Genomic DNA, 24790 nt, shown 5'->3' on the forward strand with positions numbered 1-24790 from the left:
AGGCCCTTTATTATCTTACATTTCATAAGCAATGAACTTGCCATTTTCATACAACGATTTACATATTATTTTACCATTCTGAATTTTCTAAGTAAATAAAACTACCCTATATTTTTTGCACATAAAAAGGTTGCCAAATCGGCAACCTCCTCTTCTTACATTACATAAATTCAGCAACAAGCTCATCAAACATTTTCTGATCCATATTTAAATCAGATTTCACTAAAGGCTCTTCACTATAGCCTTTAACAAGTTCTTGATATGATGGTTGCTTAGTATTTTGATAAATCAAACCTGTTACTAAACCGTTATTTTCCATTAACGTTTGCATAGCCATCATGCGATTAGATGGATCATATCCCTCTACTGTGCTTAGTTTCGTTAAGTTCTCTTTAAACCAATCGTAAGTATTTACTTTATTATAAGTAACACATGGACTGAATACGTTAATTAATGAAAATCCTTTATGGTTAATACCAGCTTCAATAATTTGTGTTAATTCTTTTAAATCACTCGAAAAGCTTTGCGCCACAAATGTCGCACCAGCTGTTAAAGCCATTTCCATTACATTTAGTGATGGTTCAATTGAACCTTGTGGTGTGCTTTTCGTTTTAAATCCCGCTTCACTACGTGGTGAAGTTTGCCCTTTTGTTAACCCGTAAATTTGGTTATCCATTACGATGTACGTAATGTCGATATTACGACGAATAGAATGGATTGTATGTCCCATACCAATCGCAAATCCATCACCGTCACCACCTGAAGCGATAACTGTTAAATCACGATTTGCCATTTTCACACCTTGTGCAATTGGAAGGGCACGACCATGAATACTATGCACACCATATGAATTAATATAACCTGAAATACGGCCTGAACAGCCGATACCAGAAATAACAGCAAGTTCATCTGGATTTAAGCCAACGTTAGCTGCTGCACGTTGAATTGCAGCTTGCACTGAGAAGTCTCCGCAACCTGGGCACCAGTTTGGCTTTACACTGTTACGAAAGTCCTTAAATGTTGCCATTTAATACAACCCCTTTTTTGCATTCGTTGTAAATCTCTTTCGGCAAGAATGGGTTTCCATCATATTTTAAAAGACTAGAAATTTTCTCACCATTACCAAGATTCATTTTCATAATGTTAGCAAGCTGACCTGTTGCATTGTTTTCTACTACTACAACACGCTTCGCCTTTTTCACAAGTGGATCGATTTCAGCTGTTGGGAACGGGTGAATTAAACGCACATGAGCATGGTTTACTTTCATACCCTCTTGTTCTAAACGCGTCATTGCCTCTTCGATCGCACCACGAGTTGAGTTAAATCCAACAAGCAATACATCTGCTTCTTCATGCTTAACATTTTTATAAACAGGGGTATTAAACTTCAAGTTCTCCATTTTACGGAAACGTTTGTCCATTTGATCTTTACGGTTTATTGCTGATTCCGATGGCTTTCCAGTTTCATCATGTTCTACACCTGTAACATGGTGAACACCATTTTTCATACCAGGTAAAACACGCGGCGAAACGCCGTCTTCAGTTACTTCATAACGCTTGAAGTATGCTTTATTTTCACGTTCTGGTAATTCTGCTTCTAAATCAAGCTTACCACGACGGATTTCCACTTTATCTAATTTAAGTGGTTCTACTGTTTGTTTTCCTAACGAAAGCTGTAAATCTGTTAAGAAAATAACAGGAACTTGATATTCTTCAGATAAGTTAAATGCTTCTACAATGTCATAGAAAGCTTCTTCAACTGTACTTGGCGCCATTACGATTTTTGGAATTTCACCATGCGTACCGTAAATCATCGCCATTAAGTCAGACTGTTCTTGTTTCGTTGGTAATCCCGTACTTGGACCACCACGTTGTGTATCAACAATTACTAATGGGGTTTCTGTAATACCTGCTAAACCGATTGCTTCCATCATTAATGACAGACCAGGACCAGCAGATGCAGTTAATGTACGAACACCAGCATAGTTTGCGCCGATTGCCATTGTACAAGCTGCAATTTCATCCTCAGTTTGAATTACTGTTCCGCCGACTTTCGGTAATTTTTTAATTAAGTATTCCATAATTTCTGATGCAGGTGTGATTGGGTATGCTGACATAAAACGAGCACCACCAGCTACCGCACCAAATGCGATTGCATCGTTTCCAATCATAAACATGCGTTTTTTACCATCAGCTTTTTCAAGCTGCATCATGTTTACTTTCTCACCTAGTAATTCTTTCATATATTGAGAGCCGCGTTTAATTGCGTCCATATTCTTTTGAACGACTTGCTCTCCTTTACGACCAAAGATTTCTTCAACAACATCTAAATAAGCTGTTTCGTCTAATCCTAATACTGCACTTGATGCTCCAACAGCAACCATGTTTTTCATTAATGATGTGCCTAATTCTGAAGCAATATCTGTAAACGGTATCACATATAGATTTACATCTGTATTGTCGGGTATTGTTGGATTAAATTTCGCATCCGCAACTACAATTCCACCTGGACGTAGTTCGTGGAAGTTAAAATCAATTGTTTCTTGGTCAAAAGCAATTAAAATATCTAAATCATCTGAGATCGCGCGTACTTCTGTTGTACTTACACGAATTTTATTATTTGTATGGCCGCCTTTTATACGTGATGAGAAGTGGCGGTAACCGTATAGGTAATATCCTAATCGGTTTAATGCAATACAGAAGATTTCTCCTGTACTTTCAATTCCTTCACCTTGTTGGCCTCCAACTTTCCATGAAAGTTGACTAATCATCTCCTACACCCCTTTTGGCTGCATTCATTGTAGTGTATTTTTTTACAGTAATAGTTTAGCATTTTTTATGCAAATAAACTACAACGGACGCAAATTATGCCTCTTCTGATTTCCCTGAATCTTTAGTATAAAGCTATTTTGTTTTTCATTCTAGTATTAGGTCTTAAAAAAAGCAATAAAATCAAATGAATTAATTCCGAGTTTTCTGTATTTTTAAAACAAAAATCTTAAAAGCTTATATGTTCAACAAAATTTTCATATAAAAATCGCTCTACAGTAGATGCAGAATAGTGTTTACAAAGCTCATTCATTACATTTTCATAATCTCGATAAGCTGATACATTTACAACTGTTTCTAAAATCCCATCAAAATCTGAACCAAATCCTATATTGTACTCTCCACCTAATGAACAAATATATTCGATATGTCTTACTATATCTGTTATATTTGCTTCATTTTCATTCGTTAGAAACTGCGGTACAAAAGTGACACCGATCATGCCATTTTTCTTTATAAGAGCTTTAAGTTGTTCATCGTTTAAATTACGTGGGTGCTCGCAAAGTTTCATACAATTTGAGTGGGAAGCAATAGGATTTTTTGCAATCTCTATAACATCCCAAAAACTTCTTTCATTCAGATGAGACACATCAGTCCATACATGTAGCGCATTCAGTTCTTGTACAACCTGTTTACCAAAATTCGTTAAACCCGCCCGACGTGTCTCTAGCGCACCATCAGCTAAGAGATTGGCATAATTCCATGTTAGTCCAAAAGAACGTACTCCTAGGCGATACAACAACCGTAATTTCATTGCTTCTTTTCCAATTGCTTCGCATCCTTCTAGTGTTAATATCGCTCCAACCTCGTCCTGTTTTAACATGTTAATATCCTCTTTTGTCTGAATAAACTTTACACCCGATAGGGATAAAATTTCATTATAAAAAATATCTACCATTTGTAATGCTGCTTCAAATCGGTTTTCATATGCCACTGTTTCTGGTACATATATAGCAAAACATTGTATACTTCCTTTTCTTCTCTTTAACTGTTCAAATGTAATATGTAATTGTGAATCATCGTTAAAATTCCTTTTCCCTTGTGCACTCCATAACTGAAGAAGCACGTCACAATGAGCATCAAAAATTTTCATTTTCATTCCTCCATTATAAAAACAACCTGTTTGCATACTGCAAACAGGTTGTTTAAAACTTAACGAGGTTCTACAATTAATTTTATTGCTGTACGCTCTTCGCCATCAATCATAATATCTGTAAACGCTGGGATACAAATCAGGTCCAAACCACTAGGCGCTACAAATCCTCTTGCGATTGCTACTGCCTTTACCGCTTGGTTCAATGCACCTGCACCAATAGCTTGAATTTCTGCTGTTCCGCGTTCGCGAATAACACCTGCAAGTGCACCAGCTACAGAATTAGGGACCGACGTTGCTTTAACTTTTAATATTTCCATTCCGCGTTTCCTCCTCGTTTCTTTAAAAAGTATTAGCAATTATTTCACTTTAACTTATATTCACGAGAAATGGCGCGTATTCCTGCTAAATTTTCGTAATTTTTCTAAAAAATTAAAATATAATAACTTATCTAAAATTTAACGGAAATTTACTCAAAAAATGGTTGATCGTCATTAATTAAAATGCGCTCAATTTTCTTTGCTTTTCCTGTATTTGGATCCACATCAATTAACACTGCACTTAATTGCGTTCTGCCATTTGTTACTTCAAATCGTACTGGTAAGTTTGTTAAAAACTTCTTCAATACTGCTTCTCTGTCCATACCTAATATTCCGTCATATGGCCCTGTCATCCCAACATCTGTAATGTATGCTGTTCCGCTTGGTAAAATACGGTTATCTGCTGTAGGGACATGCGTATGCGTACCTACTACTGCTGTAGCACGCCCATCTACATACCAACCTAGCGCTTGTTTTTCACTTGTAGTCTCCGCATGGAAATCAACAAAGATAATATTCGTACGTTTTTTCGCAATATTAATTAATTCATCCACTTTACGGAATGGACAATCAATCGGAGGAAGGAAAGTACGTCCTTGTAAGTTAATAACTGCAACTTCTGTTCCATTACAGTTCACAAAGATAAGTCCTTTTCCTGGAGTTCCTTCTGGGAAGTTAGCTGGTCTTGCAAGATATTTTGCATCATCGATGAATTCAAATACTTCACGATTATCCCAAGCGTGGTTTCCAAGTGTAACTGCTTGCGCCCCACATTCTAAAAAGTTTCGATATATTTTTTCTGTAATCCCACGGCCACCTGCTGCGTTTTCTCCATTAATGATTGTTACTGTAGGTGTATATTTTTTCTTTAATGCCGGTACGTATTGTTGAATCATACCTCTACCAGGAGATCCTACTACATCCCCAACAAATAATATTCTCATATGTCTTACCCTTTCTATGTACTGCATTTTTTATTGCTATAGCATTAAGGAAATTCCTTATAATATGTTTATTATAAGTTTGTTTCACTTTTACGCTATATAACTAACTGTCTTTATTTTATCCAATTCCAACACAAAAAAATAAAGTGGTGTTTCACCACTTTATTTTGCGTATTCCACTGCACGTGTTTCACGAATAACAGTTACTTTAATATGTCCTGGGTAATCCAGTTCATTTTCAATACGTTTTCGGATATCACGAGCTAAACGATGAGCTTCTAAATCATCGATTGTATCTGGTTTTACCAAAATACGAACTTCACGTCCTGCTTGAATTGCAAATGATTTTTCAACGCCTTCATAAGACTCTGAAATCTCTTCTAACTTTTCAAGACGACGAATGTAGTTTTCAAGCGTTTCACTACGAGCTCCCGGTCTTGCAGCTGATAAAGCATCTGCTGCTGCAACTAAAACTGCAATGATAGAAGTTGGTTCTGTGTCACCATGGTGAGATGCGATACTGTTTATAACTACAGGATGCTCTTTATATTTCGTTGCGAGTTCAACACCAATTTCAACGTGGCTACCTTCTACTTCATGGTCAATCGCTTTTCCGATATCATGTAATAGACCAGCACGTCTTGCTAGTTTTTCATCCTCGCCAAGCTCTGCTGCCATAAGTCCAGTTAAATATGCAACTTCCATAGAGTGTTTTAAGACGTTTTGTCCATAACTTGTACGGTATTTTAAACGACCTAAAATTTTAATTAAATCTGGGTGTAATCCATGAACACCCACTTCAAACGTTGTTTGCTCTCCGACTTCACGAATATACTCGTCCACTTCACGTCTTGATTTTTCGACCATCTCTTCAATACGCGCTGGGTGAATACGTCCGTCCTGTACTAGTTTATCAAGAGCGATACGAGCTGTTTCACGACGAATTGGATCGAATCCAGAAAGGATTACCGCCTCTGGTGTATCATCGATAATTAAGTCAATACCCGTTAACGTTTCTAACGTACGAATATTACGACCTTCACGCCCGATAATACGTCCCTTCATTTCGTCATTTGGAAGATTTACAACCGAAACGGTTGTTTCAGCAACATGATCAGCTGCACATCTTTGCATTGCAAGAGATAAAATCTCTTTTGCTTTCTTATCCGCTTCTTCTTTCGCGCGAACTTCACTTTCTTTTACCATAACAGCGATTTCATGAGAAACTTCATTTTCTACTTTACCAAGAATAATTGCTTTCGCTTGTTCGCGTGTCAGATTGGAAATGCGCTCTAATTCTGTTTGTTGCTTTTGAACTAACTCTCCCACTTTGCTTTCCAACTCTTCAATCTGTTGTTGTCTCGCTACAAGAGAATCCTCTTTCTTCTCTAACTGCTGCTCGCGTTTATCGAGCGTTTCGTCTTTACGATCAAGGTTCTCTTCTTTTTGCATTAAACGATTTTCTTGTTTTTGTAATTCGCTTCTACGGTCACGAATTTCTAATTCAGCTTCTGTACGAAGTGTATGAATTTCATCCTTTGCTTCTAAAAGCGCTTCTTTCTTAAGTGCTTCAGCCTCACGATTCGCTTCGTCTAGAATACGTTTCGCTTCATTAGCCGCACCATTAATCTTCGCTTCAGCAATAGACTTTCGAACAAAAAAGCCAACAACTGCACCGACTGTTGTTGCAAGCAAAATGGAGATGAGTATCCAAACTGTACTACTCATGATTTCACCTCCCCTTGCTATGAATGAAAAAAGACTGTCGGCATGTACATTAAATTACAACATACAGCAAAGACCGTCGTCCCGCTTTTTTAAGGGACTTTCTTCATTTCACAATTAAAATGTCATATTATTATTTCGGTAAGTTTTAAACCTTACTCCGAATATTACTTCTCTTCTTGAGAAGAGTATATCGTATATAAGAAAAAATATACATTCTCATTGTATCTATCGTAATTTTCATTGTCAAGCGTTGTCTACTTTTACTTTCTTTACCTTCAGTCCTGAATGTTATCTGAATTTGAAAAATTGATAGCATATTATCCTGGAAAACCTTAGTAAATACCATTTTATTCCCTTAAAACGCATGAATATTCCTCTTTACACATCCCATTTGAGTCAAAAAAATATTTTAACCACTACGATAGATACCCCTTTAATAGAAGGTAAAAAATAAAAGACACGGGACCCGTGTCTTTTATTTTTTAATCTTGAAGAGTTGAATCTTCCGTGTCTTCCACACCAGAATCTTCACCAATTCCGTGATGATCACGAACAAAGAAGGCAATTTCCTCTCTTAAGTCCGTATTCTCTTTTAAGAATTGCTTCGAATTTTCACGACCTTGTCCTAAACGTTCTTCATTATAAGAATACCAAGCACCGCTCTTTTGAACGATATCAAGCTCAGAAGCCATATCCAAGATTTCACCTTCTCTTGAAATACCTTCTCCGTACATAATATCAACTTCAGCAACACGGAATGGTGGCGCTACTTTATTTTTCACTACTTTTACTTTTGTTTTATTACCAACGATGTCGTTACCTTGCTTTAATTGCTCCGCACGACGCACTTCAAGACGGACAGTTGAATAGAATTTCAACGCACGACCACCTGGAGTTGTTTCTGGGTTTCCGAACATAACCCCAACTTTTTCACGAATTTGGTTAATAAAGATTGCAATTGTTTTTGATTTGTTGATTGCTCCTGAAAGCTTACGAAGTGCTTGTGACATTAAACGTGCTTGTAAACCTACGTGTGAGTCACCCATGTCTCCTTCAATCTCTGCTTTCGGTACAAGAGCTGCTACAGAGTCAATTACGATAATGTCAACCGCACCACTTCGTACAAGTGCTTCTGCGATTTCTAATCCTTGCTCCCCTGTATCAGGCTGTGATAATAGTAATTCATCTATGTTAACGCCTAATTTTTGTGCATATACAGGATCCATTGCGTGCTCCGCATCGATGAATGCTGCTTGTCCACCTTGACGTTGTACTTCTGCAATTGCATGTAATGAAACTGTCGTTTTACCTGAACTTTCAGGTCCGTAAATTTCGATAATACGGCCACGTGGGTATCCGCCTACCCCTAGCGCCACATCAAGTGCTAAAGAACCACTTGAAATTGTAGAAATTCTACGTTCCGCTTGTTCTCCTAATTTCATAATTGAACCTTTACCGAATTGCTTCTCTATTTGTTTTAACGCCATATCTAATGCCGCTTGACGATCACTCATTCAAAATTCCTCCTTAACTGAATTGCTAATCTTATTATACCTATTTTCAATTCAATTTGCCAACAAAAATCGAACATTTATTCGATTTTTTTATTTTCCATCACACAAATACGGAATTTAACTATAAAAAAAGCTAGAAGAAACTTATATCTCTTCTAGCTTTTTATATAAATGATAAAATCCATATTTTGCTGATCGTTCTCTAATTTGTTGACGACTTCCACTTAAATTAAGAGGAAAGACTGCAGTTTGTTCACCTTTAATCGCTAATCCAACAAATACTGTTCCTGGCTCTTTCTGTTCTGAAGCATCTGGCCCTGCTACCCCAGTGAAACTAATTCCGATATCCGCTTTTAATAAATCCTTAACATTTTCAGCAAGATAACGAGCACATTCCTTACTAACTGCACCATCAGTATGCAATACTTCTTCAGGCACACGTAAAACATGTTGCTTCACATCATTATGATAACAAATGACACCGCCCTTAAATACAGAAGAAACACCAGCATTTTCAGTTACTTGATTTCCAAAAAGACCACCTGTTAAACTTTCTGCACATGCTAAAGTTAACCCTTTTCTCTTCAATAACTCGATTGCCTTATAATGCAAAAATTCTTGGTCATATCCGTAGAAAAATTCTCCTACTCTTTCTAAAATCAAATCTTCCACATGTTGAATTAGTTTCTCCGCTTCTCTAACATTTTGATGCTTAGCGGTTAAACGTAATGTCACTTCTCCATCATTTGCTAGCGGGGCAATTGTTGGGTTTGTTTGTCCATCAATTAAATCTTGAACTTTCACCTCTAATTGGGACTCCCCAATACCGAAGAAACGAAGCACACGTGAATAAATGTTTTCTCCTGTTGTAAAATTACGTAAAAAAGGCTCTACGTAACTTACATACATTGGTTTCATTTCTTTTGGCGGCCCTGGTAATAAAATATAAACTTTTCCGTTCTTATTTACCCCCATACCCGGCGCCATACCGTGGTCATTTGCAAATACTGTTGCTCCATTTAAAACGAGCGCTTGCTTTTTATTATTCTCCGTAAATTCACGGCCTGTACGCTTAAAGTAATTACTTATTAAGGCTAATGCCTTTTCATCATACACAAGCTCTTCATCTAAACTAGCAGCTATCGTTTCTTTCGTTAAATCATCTTTTGTCGGTCCTAATCCACCTGTGAAAATAAGTATATCAGCACGTTCTTCCGCAGCTTCAATCGCCTTTTGCAGTCGCTTATTATTATCACCAACAACAGTATGATAATACACGTTAATTCCGATTGAAGCTAACTTTTCAGATAAAAACTGGGCATTTGTATTTGCAATTTGTCCAAGTAATAATTCAGTTCCAACCGCAATAATCTCAGCATTCATCCCAATTCCCCCATAAACTTCTATTTTGAGTTTACAAAAGCAGCTCTATTTTTCCAGAAATAATCCCATCCTGAAATAACAGTAAAGATTAATGCAATCCATATGAAGATATCAGCAACTGGAATATGGATTAAATTTAAAGGTACATCGTGTAATAAATATGCTGCAATCGCAATAATTTGTGTCCATGTCTTAATTTTCCCTAGCTGATTTGCCGCAACTACTTCCCCTGTTCCAGCAAGTACAAGACGTAAACCTGTTACAGCAAACTCACGACTGATAATTACAATAACAATCCAAGCCGGTACATATTGCATCTCTACCAATGTAATAAGTGCTGCCGAAACAAGTAATTTATCAGCTAACGGGTCAAGAAACTTCCCTAAATTCGTTACAAGATTATACTTTCTTGCGTAATGTCCATCAATCCAATCTGTAGCTGAAGCAATGATAAAGATAAGTGCCCCTACTAAATGTTGAATTGGCAAATCAACATCACCAATTTTGTATGAACCCCAATCAAAGGGCGCTAACATAATTACCATAAAAATTGGAATTAAGAAGATTCTAGATATTGTAATTTTATTTGGTAAATTCACAGCTATTCCTCCATCATATCAAAAACATTTGTTCATCGAAAAAAAGTCATCGAAGCGATGACTGTTATTGTGCAGGTTGCTCTATCCCTTGGTTTTTAATCACCAATCTTTGGTGATATTCTTTTTGTGGATCTAACGGGAAAGCAAGCACTTGGCCATTCAGTTTAATTTCAACATTCGGTGCACTTCCAATATTAAGTCGTACTTCTTTTAATGTTGATACATCGCGTTTTTCTGTTTGACCGCTTTGTACTGTAGTGTTTAGAATTTCGTTACCCGCATCATCCTTAACATCTACATAACTTGCACCCTTCGCTGAAATTTCCAATTCTAACGTTTTATTATTATGAATTTCCAAAGTAGATACCTTACCAGTTGTTCCAACTACTTTCACTTCTTGCTGTCCAGTTGGTGGTGCTGGTTGCTCCTCTTTCTTTGGTTCTTCTTTCTTTGGTTCCTCTTTTTTCGGCTCTTCCGCTTTCGCTTCATCTTTCTTCGTATCTAACGGAGAATCTTTTGCTTTTTGAACTTCAATTTTCTCACTTTGAGCACTCGGAACTTTTTCATCATCTTTTCCAGTTAACGCTTGAAACACAAACCAGATTACGACTCCAACTGCGATTACTAACAGCGCAACTAAGATTTTCGGCATGTGATCTGCAACTGGCCATGATGAAGATTTTTGCATTGTTTCTTGTGTTTTTTGTCCCGTTGATACTTGTGGAACTTCACGCTTTTCAGATTGTGGTATCGTACTCTGATGTTCTACAAGCAGTTCCTCTCCATGTAATCCAACCGCATCTGCGTATTGTTTAATGAATGCACGCGCATAAAAAGCTCCTGGCAATACATCATAATTGCCTTCTTCAATTGCCACTAAATGGCGTTTTTGAATTTTTGTAATCTCATGCAGCTGATCAATAGTCAAGCCTTTTGCTTCTCTTGCTTCTTTCAGCTTTTGTCCCAATTCCGTCACTACTAACACCTCAATATTTCTTTAAAAGTCAAACATAGAGAAATTATTTTGCGTACCTTGCTCAATTTCATCTACTAAATTATATTGAATTTCTTCATCATAATCGTTACGCAACTCGATAATATAATCAAAATCATCCAATGTGTATTCTGACTGACTCACAAATACATCAGGATGTTCTACAACTTTCGTTGCAGGCAATCTCATAATTTCACGAACGAGCTGCCAATGTCTTTCGTTAGCACGCTTCGTTGACACAATTCCATCTAGGATGAAAATATTGTCATCGCTATACTCATCTTCAATTAATTGACTACGAACAGTTTGCTTAATAAGAGTAGATGATACAAATAACCACCTTTTATTTGCACAAACACTTGCAGCAACAATGGATTCTGTTTTTCCGACACGAGGCATTCCGCGTATCCCAATTAGTTTATGGCCTTCTTTTTTCATAATTTCTGCCATAAAGTCTACCAGTAAGCCTAATTCATCACGCACAAATCGAAATGTTTTCTTATCATCTGCATCTCGTTGTATGTACCTACCATGCCTAACTGCTAGCTTATCTCTTAGCTTGGGCGGACGATATTTCGTTACCGTTATGTTATCCATCGTATTTAAAATTGATTCAAGTCTAGAGATTTGCTCTTGATTATCACACATAAGAAGTAACCCACGTCGTGCATTATCTACACCATTAATTGTGACAATATTAATGCCGAGCATACCGATTAACGAAGAAACGTCACCAAGCAAGCCAGGTCGGTTTTTATGTATTTCATATTCAAAATACCATTCAATCATCCAAGATCACTCCCCTTGCTTACTTTACACCTACGTACTATATTATATGATTTCACCTTAATAGGGAAGCTAAATGTATAATCTATCCTGTGTAATTATTATACAAAAAAAGTAGAGAGGAGAATCTCCTCTCTACTTTTACTTATGTTGTACAAACTTAACCATTAAGTTTGCGATTGTATGTTGCTCCTGTTCATCAGCAACTTTCCAAAGCTCAGCTAATAATTTCTCTTGGTCATTGCGTCCTTCTACTTCATTAGCAAGGTAGTCGCCAACACGAAATGCCATATCTGATACCGCACCGCCGTCTAAACCTTTTCCTTGCGCTTGCTCTAAACGATCTCCTAAAAAGCTCTTCCACTGATCAAAATTATCTAATACTGACATAATTAAGCACCTCACTATTGAGTAATAAAATCATGCTTAATTTGTGCAACTATTCATTTTTTATGTAAGAAATTTTTAACAATGCCAACCGCCATTCACTCCGATGATTTGTCCAGTTATGTAAGATGCTCCTGGTGATACGAGGAATGCAACTGTTTTTGCTACTTCTTCTGGTAACCCTATTCTACCTAATGGTATATCTTCAGCAATTCCCATTTTATCTTCTTCAGAAAAAACACTTAACATTTCCGTTTCAATTGCTCCTGGTGCTACCGCATTCACACGTAATCCACTTAAAGACACTTCTTTCGCTAAAGCTTTCACATATGAATTTTGCGCCCCTTTTACCATTGAATAAAGCACTTCACAAGAAGCCCCTATTTGTCCCCATATAGATGAAACAATTACAATATTACCACTTCTCCTCCCAATCATAGGCGGAAGTGCCATTGAAAGTAATTTATATACGTTCTTCACTTGAAGTTCTACCATATAATCCAATTCATCGTTTGTTACATCTGTTACTAGTCCAAAAATACTCTTCCCAGCTGCATATACAATAACATCAATAGGCTGTTCAATTTGTCCCCACAATTGCTCTGGTCCATCACTAGAAGCCAAATTCGCTTGAACAGGGATAACTTCCCCCCATTCCTTCTGCAATTCCAATACCTTTCCTTCACTGTTATTGTAATGTACATAAACTGTATATCCATCTTGAATTAATTGTTTCGAAATAGCAGAGCCAATCCCCCCGCTCCCTCCAGTTACTAACGCATACTTTTTCATAAATTCCCTCTCTTATCTCTACAAGTTCAATTTTCACACAACTAAATAATACCCTCATCTTACAATTTTTCAATGATAAGATGAGGGTATCTTTAAAATGTTATTTTTTCGGTAACACCTGACAAACACTCATTTTTTCTTCTGATAACAATAATTTTGCTACTTCTTGTAAGTCTTGAACGGTTAGCCCTTCCAATACAGTCAATGCATCAAATAGACTAGATTCATTAAACGCATATCGTGTAAATTGATTTGCAATATATTCTGGTGAATTCAACGAGCGTAAAAAACCACCAATTTTCTTTTTCTTCACTCGTTCTAATGCCACCGCATCTAATTGATCATAATCTGTTTTTAATAAAATATCTTTTAAACGATCTGCCAATTCATCAGGTTGTTTCGTATCACCGCCAACCATTGCAAAACCGAAGTTATTTTCTTCTGTATAATCATACGAGAATGAATCATCAATAAGCCCTTCATTATATAAAGCTTCGTAATGAACAGAACTTTTTCCAAATAAATAATCTAAAAGTAACGTAAGCGCAATTTCTTGTTTTAAAAGCGCTTGCCCTTTTTCTTTTAAATTAGTCGCTTTAATACCAACTAAACATTTCGGTGTTTGCACAGGCATTGAAATAATTTTTTTCTTTTCATTTACCTCATTTGGTTCCTCTTCAAATGAACGCACAATTTCTGGCTGGTTTTTATAATCTTTTTTCGCTTGATTTTCACGTACTAAATCCATTGTTTTCTCTGGATCAATTGCACCCACAACAAATAATAACATATTGCTCGGATGATAAAATGTTTCATAACATTCATATAATAAATCTTTCGTAATTTTACTAATAGATTCGATTGTCCCTGCAATATCAATTTTAATTGGGTGTTTTACAAACAAGCTATCAATTAACCCAAAGTACAAACGCCAATCTGGGTTATCTTGATACATTTGAATTTCTTGCCCAATAATCCCCTTCTCTTTTTCAACTGTTTTTTCAGAGAAATAAGGCTCTTGCACAAAGTTTAGCAATGTATTTAAATTTTGTTCTACGTTTGAAGTACATGAAAAAAGGTAAGCTGTTCGTGTGAAGGATGTAAAAGCATTTGCCGATGCTCCTTGTTTACTAAACAATTGGAAAGCATCGTGATCTTCTTTTTCAAATAATTTATGCTCAAGAAAATGTGCAATCCCATCAGGTACACGAATCATTTCTTCTTTCCCTAATGGTACAAATGTATTATCTACTGAACCATATTTCGTCGTAAACGTCGCAAATGTTTTATTAAATCCTTGTTTCGGTAAAACATATACATCTAATCCATTAGGAAGTTTTTCATAATAGAGTGTTTCTTTTAATTGCTCATAAACAATTTTCTCCATTTACTCTCCCTCCGTTCCTTGTAAAAAGTAAATTGTATCTAGTTCAATATTTTTAGCAACTTTTACAATTTCTTCTTTTGTCACACTTTCTATACCTGTAAGCCATTCTTCAACTGGACGTGTACGATCTGAAATAATACCATGATATAGCATTTCTACAAATCCACGCGGTGTATCAATCGCCTCTAATATTTGATTTTGGATGACACTTTTTGTTTGATGTATTTCTTCTTCAGAAAACTCTCCGTTTTGCATCGCAAGCATTTGTTCTTTAATAATTTCAACTGCTTTTTCATAATTTTTCGCTTCAATTCCTGACATAACAAATAATAAACCTTTATGACTTTCAAAGCGCGATGCTGCATAGTACGCTAAACTATTTTTTTCACGCACATTTACGAATAACTTCGAATGAGAAAAACCACCAAACAATCCATTGAACAATTGCAATGCAAAATAATCTTCATCTTTATATGTGACAAATGTACGATAACCGATGTGTAATTTACTTTGTTTTAATTCTTGTTTTTCAACAACTTCTTTTTCTTCATTATTTCGTCTATGAAGGAGTACATTTCTTTCTCTCACTGGACGAGCTGAAATAGAAAAATACTTACTTACAAGATCAACAGCATTTTCTGAAATATCACCAATAATATATAGATCCATTTCATCTTCCGCTAACACCTTTTGATAATATTGATACAGACTTTCATTTGTAATAGAAGTAACACTCTCTTTTTTTCCATTTGCACTTAAACGATACGGTTCTACTTTGCACATTTCTTCAATTAAACGTTCGTTTGCATAACGCATTTTATCATCATAAGTAGCTTCAATGCGCTGTAAAAGTGCTCTTTTTTCACTTTCTACGATAGAAGGTAGGAAACCGTTCCCCTCCGTTGCTGGATGTAACACAATATCCGATAACATAGAAAGCGCTTTTTCAAATAACGGTGGTGCATCATGTAAATATACTTCATTTGCAATGTCTACATAAATGGAGATGATATGGTCTTCTCCTTTTTTACTTACATCTACCGCTAAAGAAGACCCGTATAATTCTTCTAAATATTGACGAAGACGAATTACAGAAGGTAATTTTTCTGTCGCACTTTGCAATACGTATGGCAATAGGGCACGCTCTGTCACCGTCTCTTCATTTAAAGGCGCTTTAAAACGAAATACAAACGTATTCGTTTTATATTTATCAGTCGGAATAATATGTACGCGTAAACCACCTAACTCATGTAGTTGTTGTTCCATTAGTTTCATTTATAGCCCTCCTTTACGTATATAGGAATATTCCTCTTCAATATACAGTTTTTAGAAATGAAAAATCAACTTTTCTTCCTTATTATGCTTACATATGATCTTTCTAAAAACTTTAATATGTAAGGAACATAGTAAAATTCCGTATTAAATATATTCTATGTAAAAAAGCCCACACTAATGTGCGAGCTTTTTTATACTTATAAAATACTTATCGTTTTCCTTTTTCATAAGGAGTTCCTAATGCTTTCGGAGCTTCAGAACGGCCTACAAAACCGACAAGTGCTAATATTGTGAATACATATGGTAATATCGTTAATAAAACACTTGGAATTTGATCTAATACAGGAATTGTTCCGCCCGTTACACTAAGAGATTGCGCAAAACCAAAGAATAGAGCTGCACCTAGTGCGCCTAGTGGATTCCATTTTCCAAAAATCATAGCCGCTAAAGCTAAGAAACCTTGTCCTGTAATAGTTGCCCCTGAGAAGTTATTAGAAATTGACATTGCAAATATCGCTCCACCAATTCCAGCAAACACTCCTGATATACAGACTCCAATATAGCGCATTTTATATACGTTAATCCCCATCGTATCCGCTGCCATGGGGTGTTCACCAACAGCACGTAGACGAAGACCGAACGGTGTTTTATAAATAACATACCAAACAACGAATGCTAAAATAATGGCAATATACGAAGTTATTGGTACGTTCGAGAAAAATATTTTCCCTAAAACCGGAATATCCGAAAGGCCTGGAATATCAATCTTTTCAATACGATACTGAATAAAGTCAGTCTGCCCTTTATCAAAAATCTTCTTAATTGCAAATACTGTTAAACCAAGAGATAAGAAGTTAATTGCTACACCACTTACAACTTGATCCGCTCGGAATGTAATAGAGGCTACCGCATGAAGTAATGCAAATAATCCACTACCAATTGCCGCAAATAATAACGCAATCCATGGAGTCATCGTTCCCCAAGTATCACCCATTAATAAGTTTGTAACTACTCCAATAAATGCACCAAATAGCATTAGTCCTTCTAATCCGATATTTACAACACCCGATCTTTCACTAAATACACCACCTAATGCTGTGAAAATTATAGGTGCTGATGTATATAACGTACCCGTCACAAGAATGGCTAATATATCTAAAAAGCTCATTTATTTCCCCTCCTTGCTCATGCGTGTAAGCGCCCATCTTAACACATAACTACATGCAACAAAGAAGATGATACATGCAATAATTACATTAATAAGCTCTGATGGTACATCTGCCTCAAAGTTCATTTGAGGGGAAGCACTTTTCAAACCACCAAATAATAAAGCTGAAAGGATTATACCAAACGGATTATTCCCTCCAAGTAATGCTACAGCAATCCCGTCAAATCCTACTCCTGTAAACGAAGACATCGCTGTCATACTCTGGAATGTTCCTAACCCTTCCATCGCTCCACCAATCCCCGCAAATGCACCAGCAATTGTCATGGAAAATACTACATTACGAGAAACTTTCATACCCGCATATTGAGAAGCATGCTGATTAAATCCTACCGACTTTAATTCGTAACCTAAAGTTGTTCTATCTAATAAGAACCACATTAAAATAGCGATTAAAATTGCTACAATAATTCCCCAGTGTAGACGTGAACCATCAGTAATAGAAGCAAGCCAGTCTGAAGATAGTGACGCACTCTCTTTAATATCATACGTTTTGTCATTACCCGCATGTAAGAAACGCTTAATAATGTCATATGTTACATACAACGCGATATAGTTCATCATAATGGTTACAATAACTTCATTCACTTGAAACTTTCCTTTTAAATATCCCGGAATGAAGCCCCAAATTCCGCCCACCAATGCTGCGAATAAAATAGATAATGGAATATGAAGGAAAGCTGGTAGTGAGACTGCATAACCGAACCAAACCGCCGCAAGCCAACCAACTAACAATTGACCCTCTACCCCGATATTAAATAAACCTGTACGAAATGCAAACGCCACCGATAAACCAGCAAGAATAAGCGGTATCATTGTACGAAGCGTTTCACCAATCGCACTTGCGCTACCGAACATACCTGTCCAAAGTGCACTATAACCAACAATTGGGTCATAGCCACTAACTAGCATTACAATTGCTCCTACAAGTAAGCCGAAAATAACGGATAGTACTGGGACTAAAATATTTATCGTTCGCTCTGTTAAAAGTTTTTTAGCCATTGGTACCCACCTGCTCCTTCTTTGTTCCTCCAGCCATTAACAATCCAAGCTGTTGTTCATTCGTTTCTTTCGCATCAACTATTGCTACAATTTTCCCTTCATAAATAACAGCAATTCGATCGCTAACATTTAAGATTTCATCTAACTCTAGTGATAAAAGTAGTACACCTTTTCCTTTATCCCTTTGCTCTATTAATCTCTTATGAATAAATTCAATTGCTCCTACATCTAAACCACGTGTTGGCTGTGCCGCGATTAATAAATCTGGATCACGGTCTACTTCACGTGCAATAATTGCTTTTTGTTGATTCCCCCCAGATAGAGCGCGTGCTAACGTTTGCTCACTAGGTGTACGTACATCAAACTGTTCAATAAGAGCCTTTGCTTTTTCTGTAATTTTGCTGAAATTTAAAATCCCTTTCTTTGAAAACGGATTTTTATAGTACGTTTGCAGAACTATATTATCTCTAACAGAAAAATCAAGAACGAGTCCGTGTTTATGACGATCTTCTGGAATATGACCAATTCCCTCTTCTGTTATTCTTCTAACAGGCCAATTTGTTATTTCTTTTCCTCTAATTGCAATAGAACCTGACTCAACTTTTCGTAAACCAGTAATTGCTTCTATTAATTCACTTTGTCCGTTTCCATCAATTCCTGCAATCCCAACAATTTCCCCCGCACGAACAGTTAAGTCAAGGCCTTTTACAGCAGGTAGTTGACGTGCATCGTGAACAACAAGGTTTGCAATTGAAAGTACCTCTTCTTTTGGCTTCGCGTCTATTTTTTCTGTTTTAAAATTCACTTGACGTCCGACCATTAATTCTGCAAGTTTATTTTCATCCGTATTTGCAACGTCAACCGTTCCAATCCCTTTTCCTTTACGAATAATCGTACAACGATCGCAAACTTCCATAATTTCTTTCAACTTATGTGTAATAAGAACAATAGATTTTCCTTCTTGCACAAGCTTTTTCATAATTTGAATTAGCTCATGAATTTCTTGTGGTGTTAACACAGCTGTCGGTTCATCAAATATTAAAATTTCTGCACCGCGGTAAAGAGTTTTCAAAATCTCAACACGCTGTTGCATACCAACTGAAATATCCTGTATTTTCGCATATGGATCTACAGCTAAGCCGTATTGTTCAGACAGCTTTTGAATTTCTTTAGCAGCTTCCTCAACAGCAATTTTCCCTTTTTTCTTCGGTTCATTTCCGAGAATAATATTCTCTGTAACTGTAAAATTATGAACAAGCATAAAGTGCTGATGAACCATTCCAATACCAAGGTCATTTGCCACATTCGGATTGGTAATGTTTACAGACTTTCCTTTAATTTTAATTTCACCTTGTTCTGGTTGGTACAAACCAAATAGTACATTCATCAATGTGGATTTCCCTGCACCATTTTCTCCAAGTAAAGCATGTATCTCACCCTGCTTTACTTGCAGCGTAATATCATCATTCGCTACAATGCCTGGGAATACTTTCGTAATATTATTCATTTCAATTACGTATTCCATTGTGTTCCTCCTTTTAACAGGGAACATTCCCCTATTACACTATTAACTTATTAAGCAATTCGGAAGTTTTATACATACAAAGGTTAGTTCTATGAACTAACCTTTGCTATTTCTCTATTTATTTTTTTAGAGAAGCTTCATATTCTTTATACTCTTTATCTGTAGCCGGTACTTTAATTTCACCGTCTGTAATTTTCTTTTCAAATTCTTCTACTTTTGTTAAAATTTCAGGGTTAACTTTTTTCACGTTATCAGTTGTTTTTGAAATACCAATACCGTCATCTTTTAAGCCAAACGCTTCAATTTTTCCACCTTTTAACTTTCCATCTTTTGCTTCTTTAGCTACTTTTTCTACAGCTACATCAACGCGTTTTATCATTGAAGTTAATGTTACATTTTCAGGCATACCTTCTTGATGTTGGTCACGGTCAACACCGATTACCCAAACATTTTCACCTTTTTTCTTACGGTTTTTCGCTTCAGTGAACACACCGTTACCTGTACCACCAGCAGCATGATAAATTACATCTACGCCTTGACCGTACATTGCTGAAGCAAGAACTGTACCTTTTTCAGGCTTATCGAATGCTTCTGCATATTCAGATACGATTTCAATGTTTGGATTTACTGCCTTTGCACCAGCCTTAAATCCATTTTCAAATTTACTAATTAAATCACTCTTCATTCCACCAACAAATCCTACTTTATTCGATTTTGTTGACATAGCCGCTACTGCACCTACAAGGAATGATCCTTCATGATCTTTAAATGTAATGCTCGTTACGTTCGGTGCATCTACAACAGTATCTACGATTGCAAATTGTTGTTTTGAAGATTCTTTTGCAACTTCTTTAATTGCACCTTCTAATTTATAACCAATTCCGAAAGTTAAATCATATTTATCTTTTGAGAATTTTTTCAAATTCGGAATATAATCAGCTTCTTTTTCAGACTGAAGGTAACGATAATTTGTCTTTTCTTTTAAACCATTATCTTTACCAAACTTTTGTAACCCTTCCCAAGAAGATTGGTTAAATGATTTATCATCAACGCCCCCAACATCTGTTACGAGACCAACCTTGAAGTCTTTATTGTCTTTCGTGTCTTTCTTATCACTGCTCGCCTTATCCGAGTTACCACATGCACCTAAAACTGTACTTGCTGCTAATGTTAATGATAATAAAAGGCCTGCTTTTTTCTTCATACTAGAAACCCCTCCAAAAATGATATATATTTATTTATTCTTACGCTGCTGTCCCTTACTTCTTGCTGTCACCTCCCTAAAAAGGAATTTACCTACATACGCTTTCTTAATACGTGGAAGCTAAATTTATCAGCTCTAAAGTAATTGATAGAATATAAGATTGGCTCATCATTTTGATCATAGTGCATTTGTTTTAATACAAGCAGTGCTGTTTCAGGCTCACATTCTAAAATCGGTGAGATTTTCGGATGATAGCCAATTGGCTCAATGTGAGCAACCGCATATGTTATGCGCTTATGCGTGTTATTATGTATCACCGTTAATAATGATTCCTCATTGTAACCCGATAAATCTGGCAATATTTCTTTTGCAAGTTTATCGATACAATACACAACAGGTTCCCCATCTGCTGTACGCACGCGTTCAATCATCACTGCATTAAAACCATCTTCACTATTAAACTTCTCTTTTTCCTCTTCAGTTAAAGTTGTAGTGGATGATGATAAAAAGATTGTTCCTGGTGTTTTTCCCACACTAGAAATCATATCTGTAATACTAGAAAGTTGTTCTATTCCAGAAGAAAATAATGGCTTTGCATTTACAAATGTCCCTACACCATGTCTACGAATGACAACATTTTCTTCTTCTAAAATACGTAATGCTTCCCTTAAAGTCGCTCTACTTACGCCAAGTTCTTTCGCTAAATCAAACTCTGATGGTAACTTTTGTCGTTCTTTATAAGCCCCATCTTTAATTTTTTCTTTGATGTGATCAATCACCCGTAAATATAGGTGACGACTATCGGATTTTACTGACATAAGACTCCCCCGCATTTCAATTATTCGACCTCTGATGTAAGACTTCTTTTCTCTTTTTTCAACTTACAACATAGTACAAATGACTAACTACTAAAAATAAGCGCAATTGTCGAATAAATAATAATAATTTTTTAAGATGAAATTTTCACTCTTTACTGTATAAAAAAAACTTTGCACCATAAACATTCCTCATTTCGAGAAAAAGTTCGGCACAAAGATCCTTTACATCCTTTGTTACACACTTTTCCCCTCATAGTCTAGCAATTCATGGTTGCCAGGTAGAAACTTATGGACCTTATCTCCAAGATTATATGAGGCAGTGATTCTTTTCGAAGTAATCTTACCACTTGCTCTCATACGTGTCAACAAAATCCAGCATTTTTCTGCATTAAATATCGAACATTTACATAAAACATACTCAAAGTATTCGTATTCTATAGGGACCCTATAAATGTAAGCCCTTTCTTTATTGCTGAGTATAGTATATAACAAAAACACTATATAAAAAAGCCTAATTGTAAAAACAATTAGGCTTTTTTTAAGAACTTTTTTCTTGTACATCATTAATGAGTACTTCTCTCGGTTTACTACCTTCATATGGACCTACTACACCATTCATTTCCATTGCATCAATTAGACGAGCAGCTCGCGTATAACCTACTCTAAACCTACGTTGTAGCATAGAAACAGATGCTGTTTGCATTTCCACTACAAGTTGAACCGCTTCATCATATAATTCATCTTCTACTTCCTGCTTCGTATCAGGAACATCTTGCGGAATCATATCTTCTTGATATTGTGCTTTTTGCTGTCCAATAACATATTCTACAACTCTCTCAACTTCATCATCTGATAAAAATGCGCCTTGTACACGTACAGGTTTCGATGCACCAATTGGTATAAACAGCATGTCGCCACGACCTAGTAGCTTTTCTGCACCACCACCGTCAAGAATTGTACGAGAATCTGTTTGAGAAGATACAGCGAATGCAATACGTGATGGAATATTTGCTTTAATAACACCCGTAATAACGTCAACTGACGGACGTTGCGTTGCAATAATTAAATGAATACCAGCAGCACGAGCCATTTGCGCTAGACGCATAATCGCATCCTCTACATCAGACGAAGCAACCATCATTAAATCTGCTAACTCGTCCACAATTACTACAATATACGGTAATTCGGGTTGTTTCGCTTCTGATTGACTATTATGTTCTTTTATATAATCATTGTATCCTTCAATGTTACGTGTACCACTATGAGCAAATAATTCATAACGACGTTCCATCTCACTCACAACTTTTTTCAATGCTTGCGATGCTTTTTTCGGATCAGTTACAACTGGCGTTAACAAATGAGGCACACCGTTATATACATTTAACTCTACCATTTTCGGGTCAATCATCATTAATTTTACTTCATGCGGTTTTGCACGCATTAAAATACTAACAATAATACCATTAATACATACACTTTTCCCGCTACCTGTCGCACCAGCTACGAGTAAATGGGGCATTTTATTTAAACGGGCTAATACAGCTTCACCTGTAATATCTCGGCCAAGACCAATTAACAACTTCTCTTCCGGATGATTATTAGCCTTAGAATCAAGAACTTCCCTCAGCGTTACCATCGAAACTTCTGAGTTCGGAACTTCGATCCCTACAGCTGATTTCCCGGGAATTGGCGCCTCAATACGAATGTCCTTTGCAGCTAAAGCAAGGGCTAAATCATCACTTAAACTGACAATTTTGCTTACCTTTACCCCCATATCAGGATACACTTCATATTTTGTAACTGCAGGACCTCTATGCACTTTGGTTACTTTCGCTTTCACTCCGAAACTTTGGAATGTACGTTCTAATTTACGAGCATTCTCATAAATTTCCGCGTTTTCATTTGTAACTTGCTTATTCTTTGGAAATTTTAATATATCAAGTGAAGGAAGCTTGTAATCTTTATTTTCTACATTTGAAAATTGCATAGGAGGTGCTTGCGCTTCACTCTCTAACGATTCAACGATTTTTTCTCCACGCTTTTTCTTTGATTCTTCAATTGGTGGAGTCTCTTCAATAAACGGTGAAGTGATCAAATCTTCTTGCTCTACTTCAATTCGTTTATCCTCTTCTTCATTTACAGGATAATTCTCAGTGAAATTTGAAATAATTGGCGGATCAATTTGGATTTCTTCCATCGGCTCAATAACTTCTTCTTGTTCTGCAGCACGTTTGCTTCTTGTACTTCTTGTTGTTTTTTTCTTTTCTGTTTGTTCAGCCGTTCTTTTGGATCTCCAATCTTTATAATCCCCTTGTATCACTTGAAATTGACTTCTAAGAATTCTACCAACTGGAGCTAACACTTCTCCAATATGTTTATTTGTTATACAGAGTACCCCGAGAATAACTAAAATAATTCCAATGATATAGGCTCCTACTTCGTCGAATAGGAAGTAACATGTCGCGAACATAAGCGCACCAAACATACCACCACCTAAATGAACGCTATCTGGCCCTTTTTTCATTTCAAGAAAGAAGTTATCTTTCGTACTCACAATAACAGAAGTATTTTGCACTGCTCCATCTTTTGTAAGAAGGTTAAATAATGTAATATGACTAAACATTAATATTGCCAATACAATTAAATAAAATCCAATTAACCGTTTATTTAAAAGGTTCGGCCATCCGCGTTTTATAACAAAGGAAACCGATAAAGCTATTACACCTAACACACCAATTATGTACCACTCACCAAAGAAGAAGCGAAAAAATAACACAAACGATTTCCCTACAACGCCTAGCTGTAAAATCGTAATGATTGAAAGTGCAAAAAGAGTTAAACCGACGATTTCATAATACAAAGTTGGCTTTATCGTACGTCTTGCCTTTGCCTTCGTCCCTCTTTGCTTTTGTTTTGCCATTTCTTCACCTCGTGTTCTACATATAAGTAAAGCTCTCCTAAAAACGCTCTATTTATATGTCTGTT

21 protein-coding genes and 1 riboswitch are annotated in these 24790 nt (G+C 36.3%); all 21 genes read right to left on the reverse strand.

Features of this window, described 5'->3' with window-relative positions; genetic code table 11:
• Nucleotides 1-160 precede the first annotated feature (160 nt).
• Nucleotides 161-1027: a 2-oxoacid:ferredoxin oxidoreductase subunit beta gene (locus ACS2FK_RS00315; protein ID WP_000190155.1), complete on the reverse strand. Its 867-nt coding sequence runs from the start codon at nucleotides 1025-1027 to the stop codon at nucleotides 161-163.
• On the reverse strand, nucleotides 1014-2771 hold the full coding sequence (locus tag ACS2FK_RS00320; protein ID WP_000625417.1) for a 2-oxoacid:acceptor oxidoreductase subunit alpha: 1758 nt from the start codon (nucleotides 2769-2771) through the stop codon (nucleotides 1014-1016). Before ACS2FK_RS00320 ends, ACS2FK_RS00315 begins: the two co-directional genes overlap by 14 nt.
• Nucleotides 2772-2998: 227 nt before the next feature.
• Entirely contained in the window at nucleotides 2999-3922 is a 924-nt protein-coding gene (locus ACS2FK_RS00325; protein WP_000688049.1) for a dipeptidase, read from the reverse strand.
• Nucleotides 3923-3981: 59 nt separating this feature from the next.
• Nucleotides 3982-4242, reverse strand: a complete 261-nt coding sequence (gene spoVS / locus ACS2FK_RS00330; protein WP_000404341.1) for a stage V sporulation protein SpoVS — start codon at nucleotides 4240-4242, stop codon at nucleotides 3982-3984.
• Nucleotides 4243-4391: 149 nt separating this feature from the next.
• Nucleotides 4392-5186 carry a TIGR00282 family metallophosphoesterase gene (locus tag ACS2FK_RS00335; RefSeq protein WP_001221095.1) on the reverse strand — a complete coding sequence of 265 codons (795 nt, stop codon included), beginning with the start codon at nucleotides 5184-5186 and terminating at the stop codon, nucleotides 4392-4394.
• Between the two features lie 162 nt (nucleotides 5187-5348).
• Nucleotides 5349-6914 (reverse strand): ribonuclease Y, encoded by a 1566-nt coding sequence (gene rny / locus ACS2FK_RS00340; protein ID WP_000099769.1) that lies wholly within the window; start codon nucleotides 6912-6914, stop codon nucleotides 5349-5351.
• Between the two features lie 482 nt (nucleotides 6915-7396).
• On the reverse strand, nucleotides 7397-8428 hold the full coding sequence (gene recA, locus ACS2FK_RS00345; RefSeq protein ID WP_001283854.1) for a recombinase RecA: 1032 nt from the start codon (nucleotides 8426-8428) through the stop codon (nucleotides 7397-7399).
• Between the two features lie 144 nt (nucleotides 8429-8572).
• Complete coding sequence (gene cinA, locus ACS2FK_RS00350) at nucleotides 8573-9811, reverse strand: competence/damage-inducible protein CinA (RefSeq protein WP_000990687.1); 1239 nt, start codon at nucleotides 9809-9811, stop codon at nucleotides 8573-8575.
• 20 nt (nucleotides 9812-9831) lie between these two features.
• Entirely contained in the window at nucleotides 9832-10410 is a 579-nt protein-coding gene (pgsA, locus tag ACS2FK_RS00355) for a CDP-diacylglycerol--glycerol-3-phosphate 3-phosphatidyltransferase (protein ID WP_001052967.1), read from the reverse strand.
• 64 nt (nucleotides 10411-10474) lie between these two features.
• Nucleotides 10475-11386, reverse strand: coding sequence for a helix-turn-helix domain-containing protein (locus ACS2FK_RS00360; RefSeq protein ID WP_000137473.1), 912 nt, complete (start codon nucleotides 11384-11386; stop codon nucleotides 10475-10477).
• A gap of 21 nt (nucleotides 11387-11407) precedes the next feature.
• Nucleotides 11408-12193, reverse strand: coding sequence for a DUF3388 domain-containing protein (locus tag ACS2FK_RS00365; protein ID WP_000574107.1), 786 nt, complete (start codon nucleotides 12191-12193; stop codon nucleotides 11408-11410).
• Nucleotides 12194-12331: 138 nt separating this feature from the next.
• Nucleotides 12332-12580 carry a DUF3243 domain-containing protein gene (locus ACS2FK_RS00370; RefSeq protein ID WP_000114444.1) on the reverse strand — a complete coding sequence of 83 codons (249 nt, stop codon included), beginning with the start codon at nucleotides 12578-12580 and terminating at the stop codon, nucleotides 12332-12334.
• Between the two features lie 75 nt (nucleotides 12581-12655).
• Nucleotides 12656-13369 carry an elongation factor P 5-aminopentanone reductase gene (ymfI, locus tag ACS2FK_RS00375; protein ID WP_000759628.1) on the reverse strand — a complete coding sequence of 238 codons (714 nt, stop codon included), beginning with the start codon at nucleotides 13367-13369 and terminating at the stop codon, nucleotides 12656-12658.
• A gap of 100 nt (nucleotides 13370-13469) precedes the next feature.
• The gene (gene yfmH / locus ACS2FK_RS00380) at nucleotides 13470-14756 is read right to left on the reverse strand and encodes an EF-P 5-aminopentanol modification-associated protein YfmH (RefSeq protein ID WP_000411974.1); all 1287 of its coding nucleotides are present in this window, start codon (nucleotides 14754-14756) and stop codon (nucleotides 13470-13472) included.
• A complete protein-coding gene (gene yfmF, locus ACS2FK_RS00385) occupies nucleotides 14757-16031 on the reverse strand; it encodes an EF-P 5-aminopentanol modification-associated protein YfmF (protein WP_000772415.1) in 1275 nt (424 codons plus the stop codon).
• Nucleotides 16032-16239: 208 nt separating this feature from the next.
• Nucleotides 16240-17199 carry an ABC transporter permease gene (locus ACS2FK_RS00390; protein WP_000008857.1) on the reverse strand — a complete coding sequence of 320 codons (960 nt, stop codon included), beginning with the start codon at nucleotides 17197-17199 and terminating at the stop codon, nucleotides 16240-16242.
• On the reverse strand, nucleotides 17200-18258 hold the full coding sequence (locus ACS2FK_RS00395; RefSeq protein WP_001085254.1) for an ABC transporter permease: 1059 nt from the start codon (nucleotides 18256-18258) through the stop codon (nucleotides 17200-17202).
• Entirely contained in the window at nucleotides 18251-19783 is a 1533-nt protein-coding gene (locus ACS2FK_RS00400) for an ABC transporter ATP-binding protein (protein ID WP_000456926.1), read from the reverse strand. The genes ACS2FK_RS00395 and ACS2FK_RS00400 overlap by 8 nt, the downstream gene beginning before the upstream one ends.
• A 118-nt stretch (nucleotides 19784-19901) precedes the next feature.
• On the reverse strand, nucleotides 19902-20987 hold the full coding sequence (locus tag ACS2FK_RS00405; protein ID WP_000725769.1) for a BMP family lipoprotein: 1086 nt from the start codon (nucleotides 20985-20987) through the stop codon (nucleotides 19902-19904).
• 92 nt (nucleotides 20988-21079) lie between these two features.
• Nucleotides 21080-21805 (reverse strand): GntR family transcriptional regulator, encoded by a 726-nt coding sequence (locus tag ACS2FK_RS00410; protein ID WP_000114182.1) that lies wholly within the window; start codon nucleotides 21803-21805, stop codon nucleotides 21080-21082.
• Between the two features lie 233 nt (nucleotides 21806-22038).
• Nucleotides 22039-22140: riboswitch (purine riboswitch) on the reverse strand.
• Nucleotides 22141-22343: 203 nt separating this feature from the next.
• Nucleotides 22344-24725: a DNA translocase FtsK gene (locus ACS2FK_RS00415; RefSeq protein ID WP_001118792.1), complete on the reverse strand. Its 2382-nt coding sequence runs from the start codon at nucleotides 24723-24725 to the stop codon at nucleotides 22344-22346.
• Nucleotides 24726-24790 lie beyond the last annotated feature (65 nt).

The organism is Bacillus cereus group sp. BceL220 (genome assembly GCF_051776965.1).
Taxonomy (GTDB): Bacteria; Bacillota; Bacilli; order Bacillales; family Bacillaceae_G; genus Bacillus_A; species Bacillus_A cereus.

Bases quoted from the DNA above. Each gene is read 5' to 3' on its own strand.
- ACS2FK_RS00315 (WP_000190155.1), bottom strand. From the start codon at position 1,027: ATGGCAACATTTAAGGACTTTCGTAACAGTGTAAAGCCAAACTGGTGC.
- ACS2FK_RS00320 (WP_000625417.1), bottom strand. From the start codon at position 2,771: ATGATTAGTCAACTTTCATGGAAAGTTGGAGGCCAACAAGGTGAAGGA.
- ACS2FK_RS00325 (WP_000688049.1), bottom strand. From the start codon at position 3,922: ATGAAAATTTTTGATGCTCATTGTGACGTGCTTCTTCAGTTATGGAGT.
- spoVS (WP_000404341.1), bottom strand. From the start codon at position 4,242: ATGGAAATATTAAAAGTTAAAGCAACGTCGGTCCCTAATTCTGTAGCT.
- ACS2FK_RS00335 (WP_001221095.1), bottom strand. From the start codon at position 5,186: ATGAGAATATTATTTGTTGGGGATGTAGTAGGATCTCCTGGTAGAGGT.
- rny (WP_000099769.1), bottom strand. From the start codon at position 6,914: ATGAGTAGTACAGTTTGGATACTCATCTCCATTTTGCTTGCAACAACA.
- recA (WP_001283854.1), bottom strand. From the start codon at position 8,428: ATGAGTGATCGTCAAGCGGCATTAGATATGGCGTTAAAACAAATAGAG.
- cinA (WP_000990687.1), bottom strand. From the start codon at position 9,811: ATGAATGCTGAGATTATTGCGGTTGGAACTGAATTATTACTTGGACAA.
- ACS2FK_RS00365 (WP_000574107.1), bottom strand. From the start codon at position 12,193: ATGATTGAATGGTATTTTGAATATGAAATACATAAAAACCGACCTGGC.
- ACS2FK_RS00370 (WP_000114444.1), bottom strand. From the start codon at position 12,580: ATGTCAGTATTAGATAATTTTGATCAGTGGAAGAGCTTTTTAGGAGAT.
- ymfI (WP_000759628.1), bottom strand. From the start codon at position 13,369: ATGAAAAAGTATGCGTTAGTAACTGGAGGGAGCGGGGGGATTGGCTCT.
- yfmH (WP_000411974.1), bottom strand. From the start codon at position 14,756: ATGGAGAAAATTGTTTATGAGCAATTAAAAGAAACACTCTATTATGAA.
- yfmF (WP_000772415.1), bottom strand. From the start codon at position 16,031: ATGAAACTAATGGAACAACAACTACATGAGTTAGGTGGTTTACGCGTA.
- ACS2FK_RS00390 (WP_000008857.1), bottom strand. From the start codon at position 17,199: ATGAGCTTTTTAGATATATTAGCCATTCTTGTGACGGGTACGTTATAT.
- ACS2FK_RS00395 (WP_001085254.1), bottom strand. From the start codon at position 18,258: ATGGCTAAAAAACTTTTAACAGAGCGAACGATAAATATTTTAGTCCCA.
- ACS2FK_RS00400 (WP_000456926.1), bottom strand. From the start codon at position 19,783: ATGGAATACGTAATTGAAATGAATAATATTACGAAAGTATTCCCAGGC.
- ACS2FK_RS00405 (WP_000725769.1), bottom strand. From the start codon at position 20,987: ATGAAGAAAAAAGCAGGCCTTTTATTATCATTAACATTAGCAGCAAGT.
- ACS2FK_RS00410 (WP_000114182.1), bottom strand. From the start codon at position 21,805: ATGTCAGTAAAATCCGATAGTCGTCACCTATATTTACGGGTGATTGAT.
- ACS2FK_RS00415 (WP_001118792.1), bottom strand. From the start codon at position 24,725: ATGGCAAAACAAAAGCAAAGAGGGACGAAGGCAAAGGCAAGACGTACG.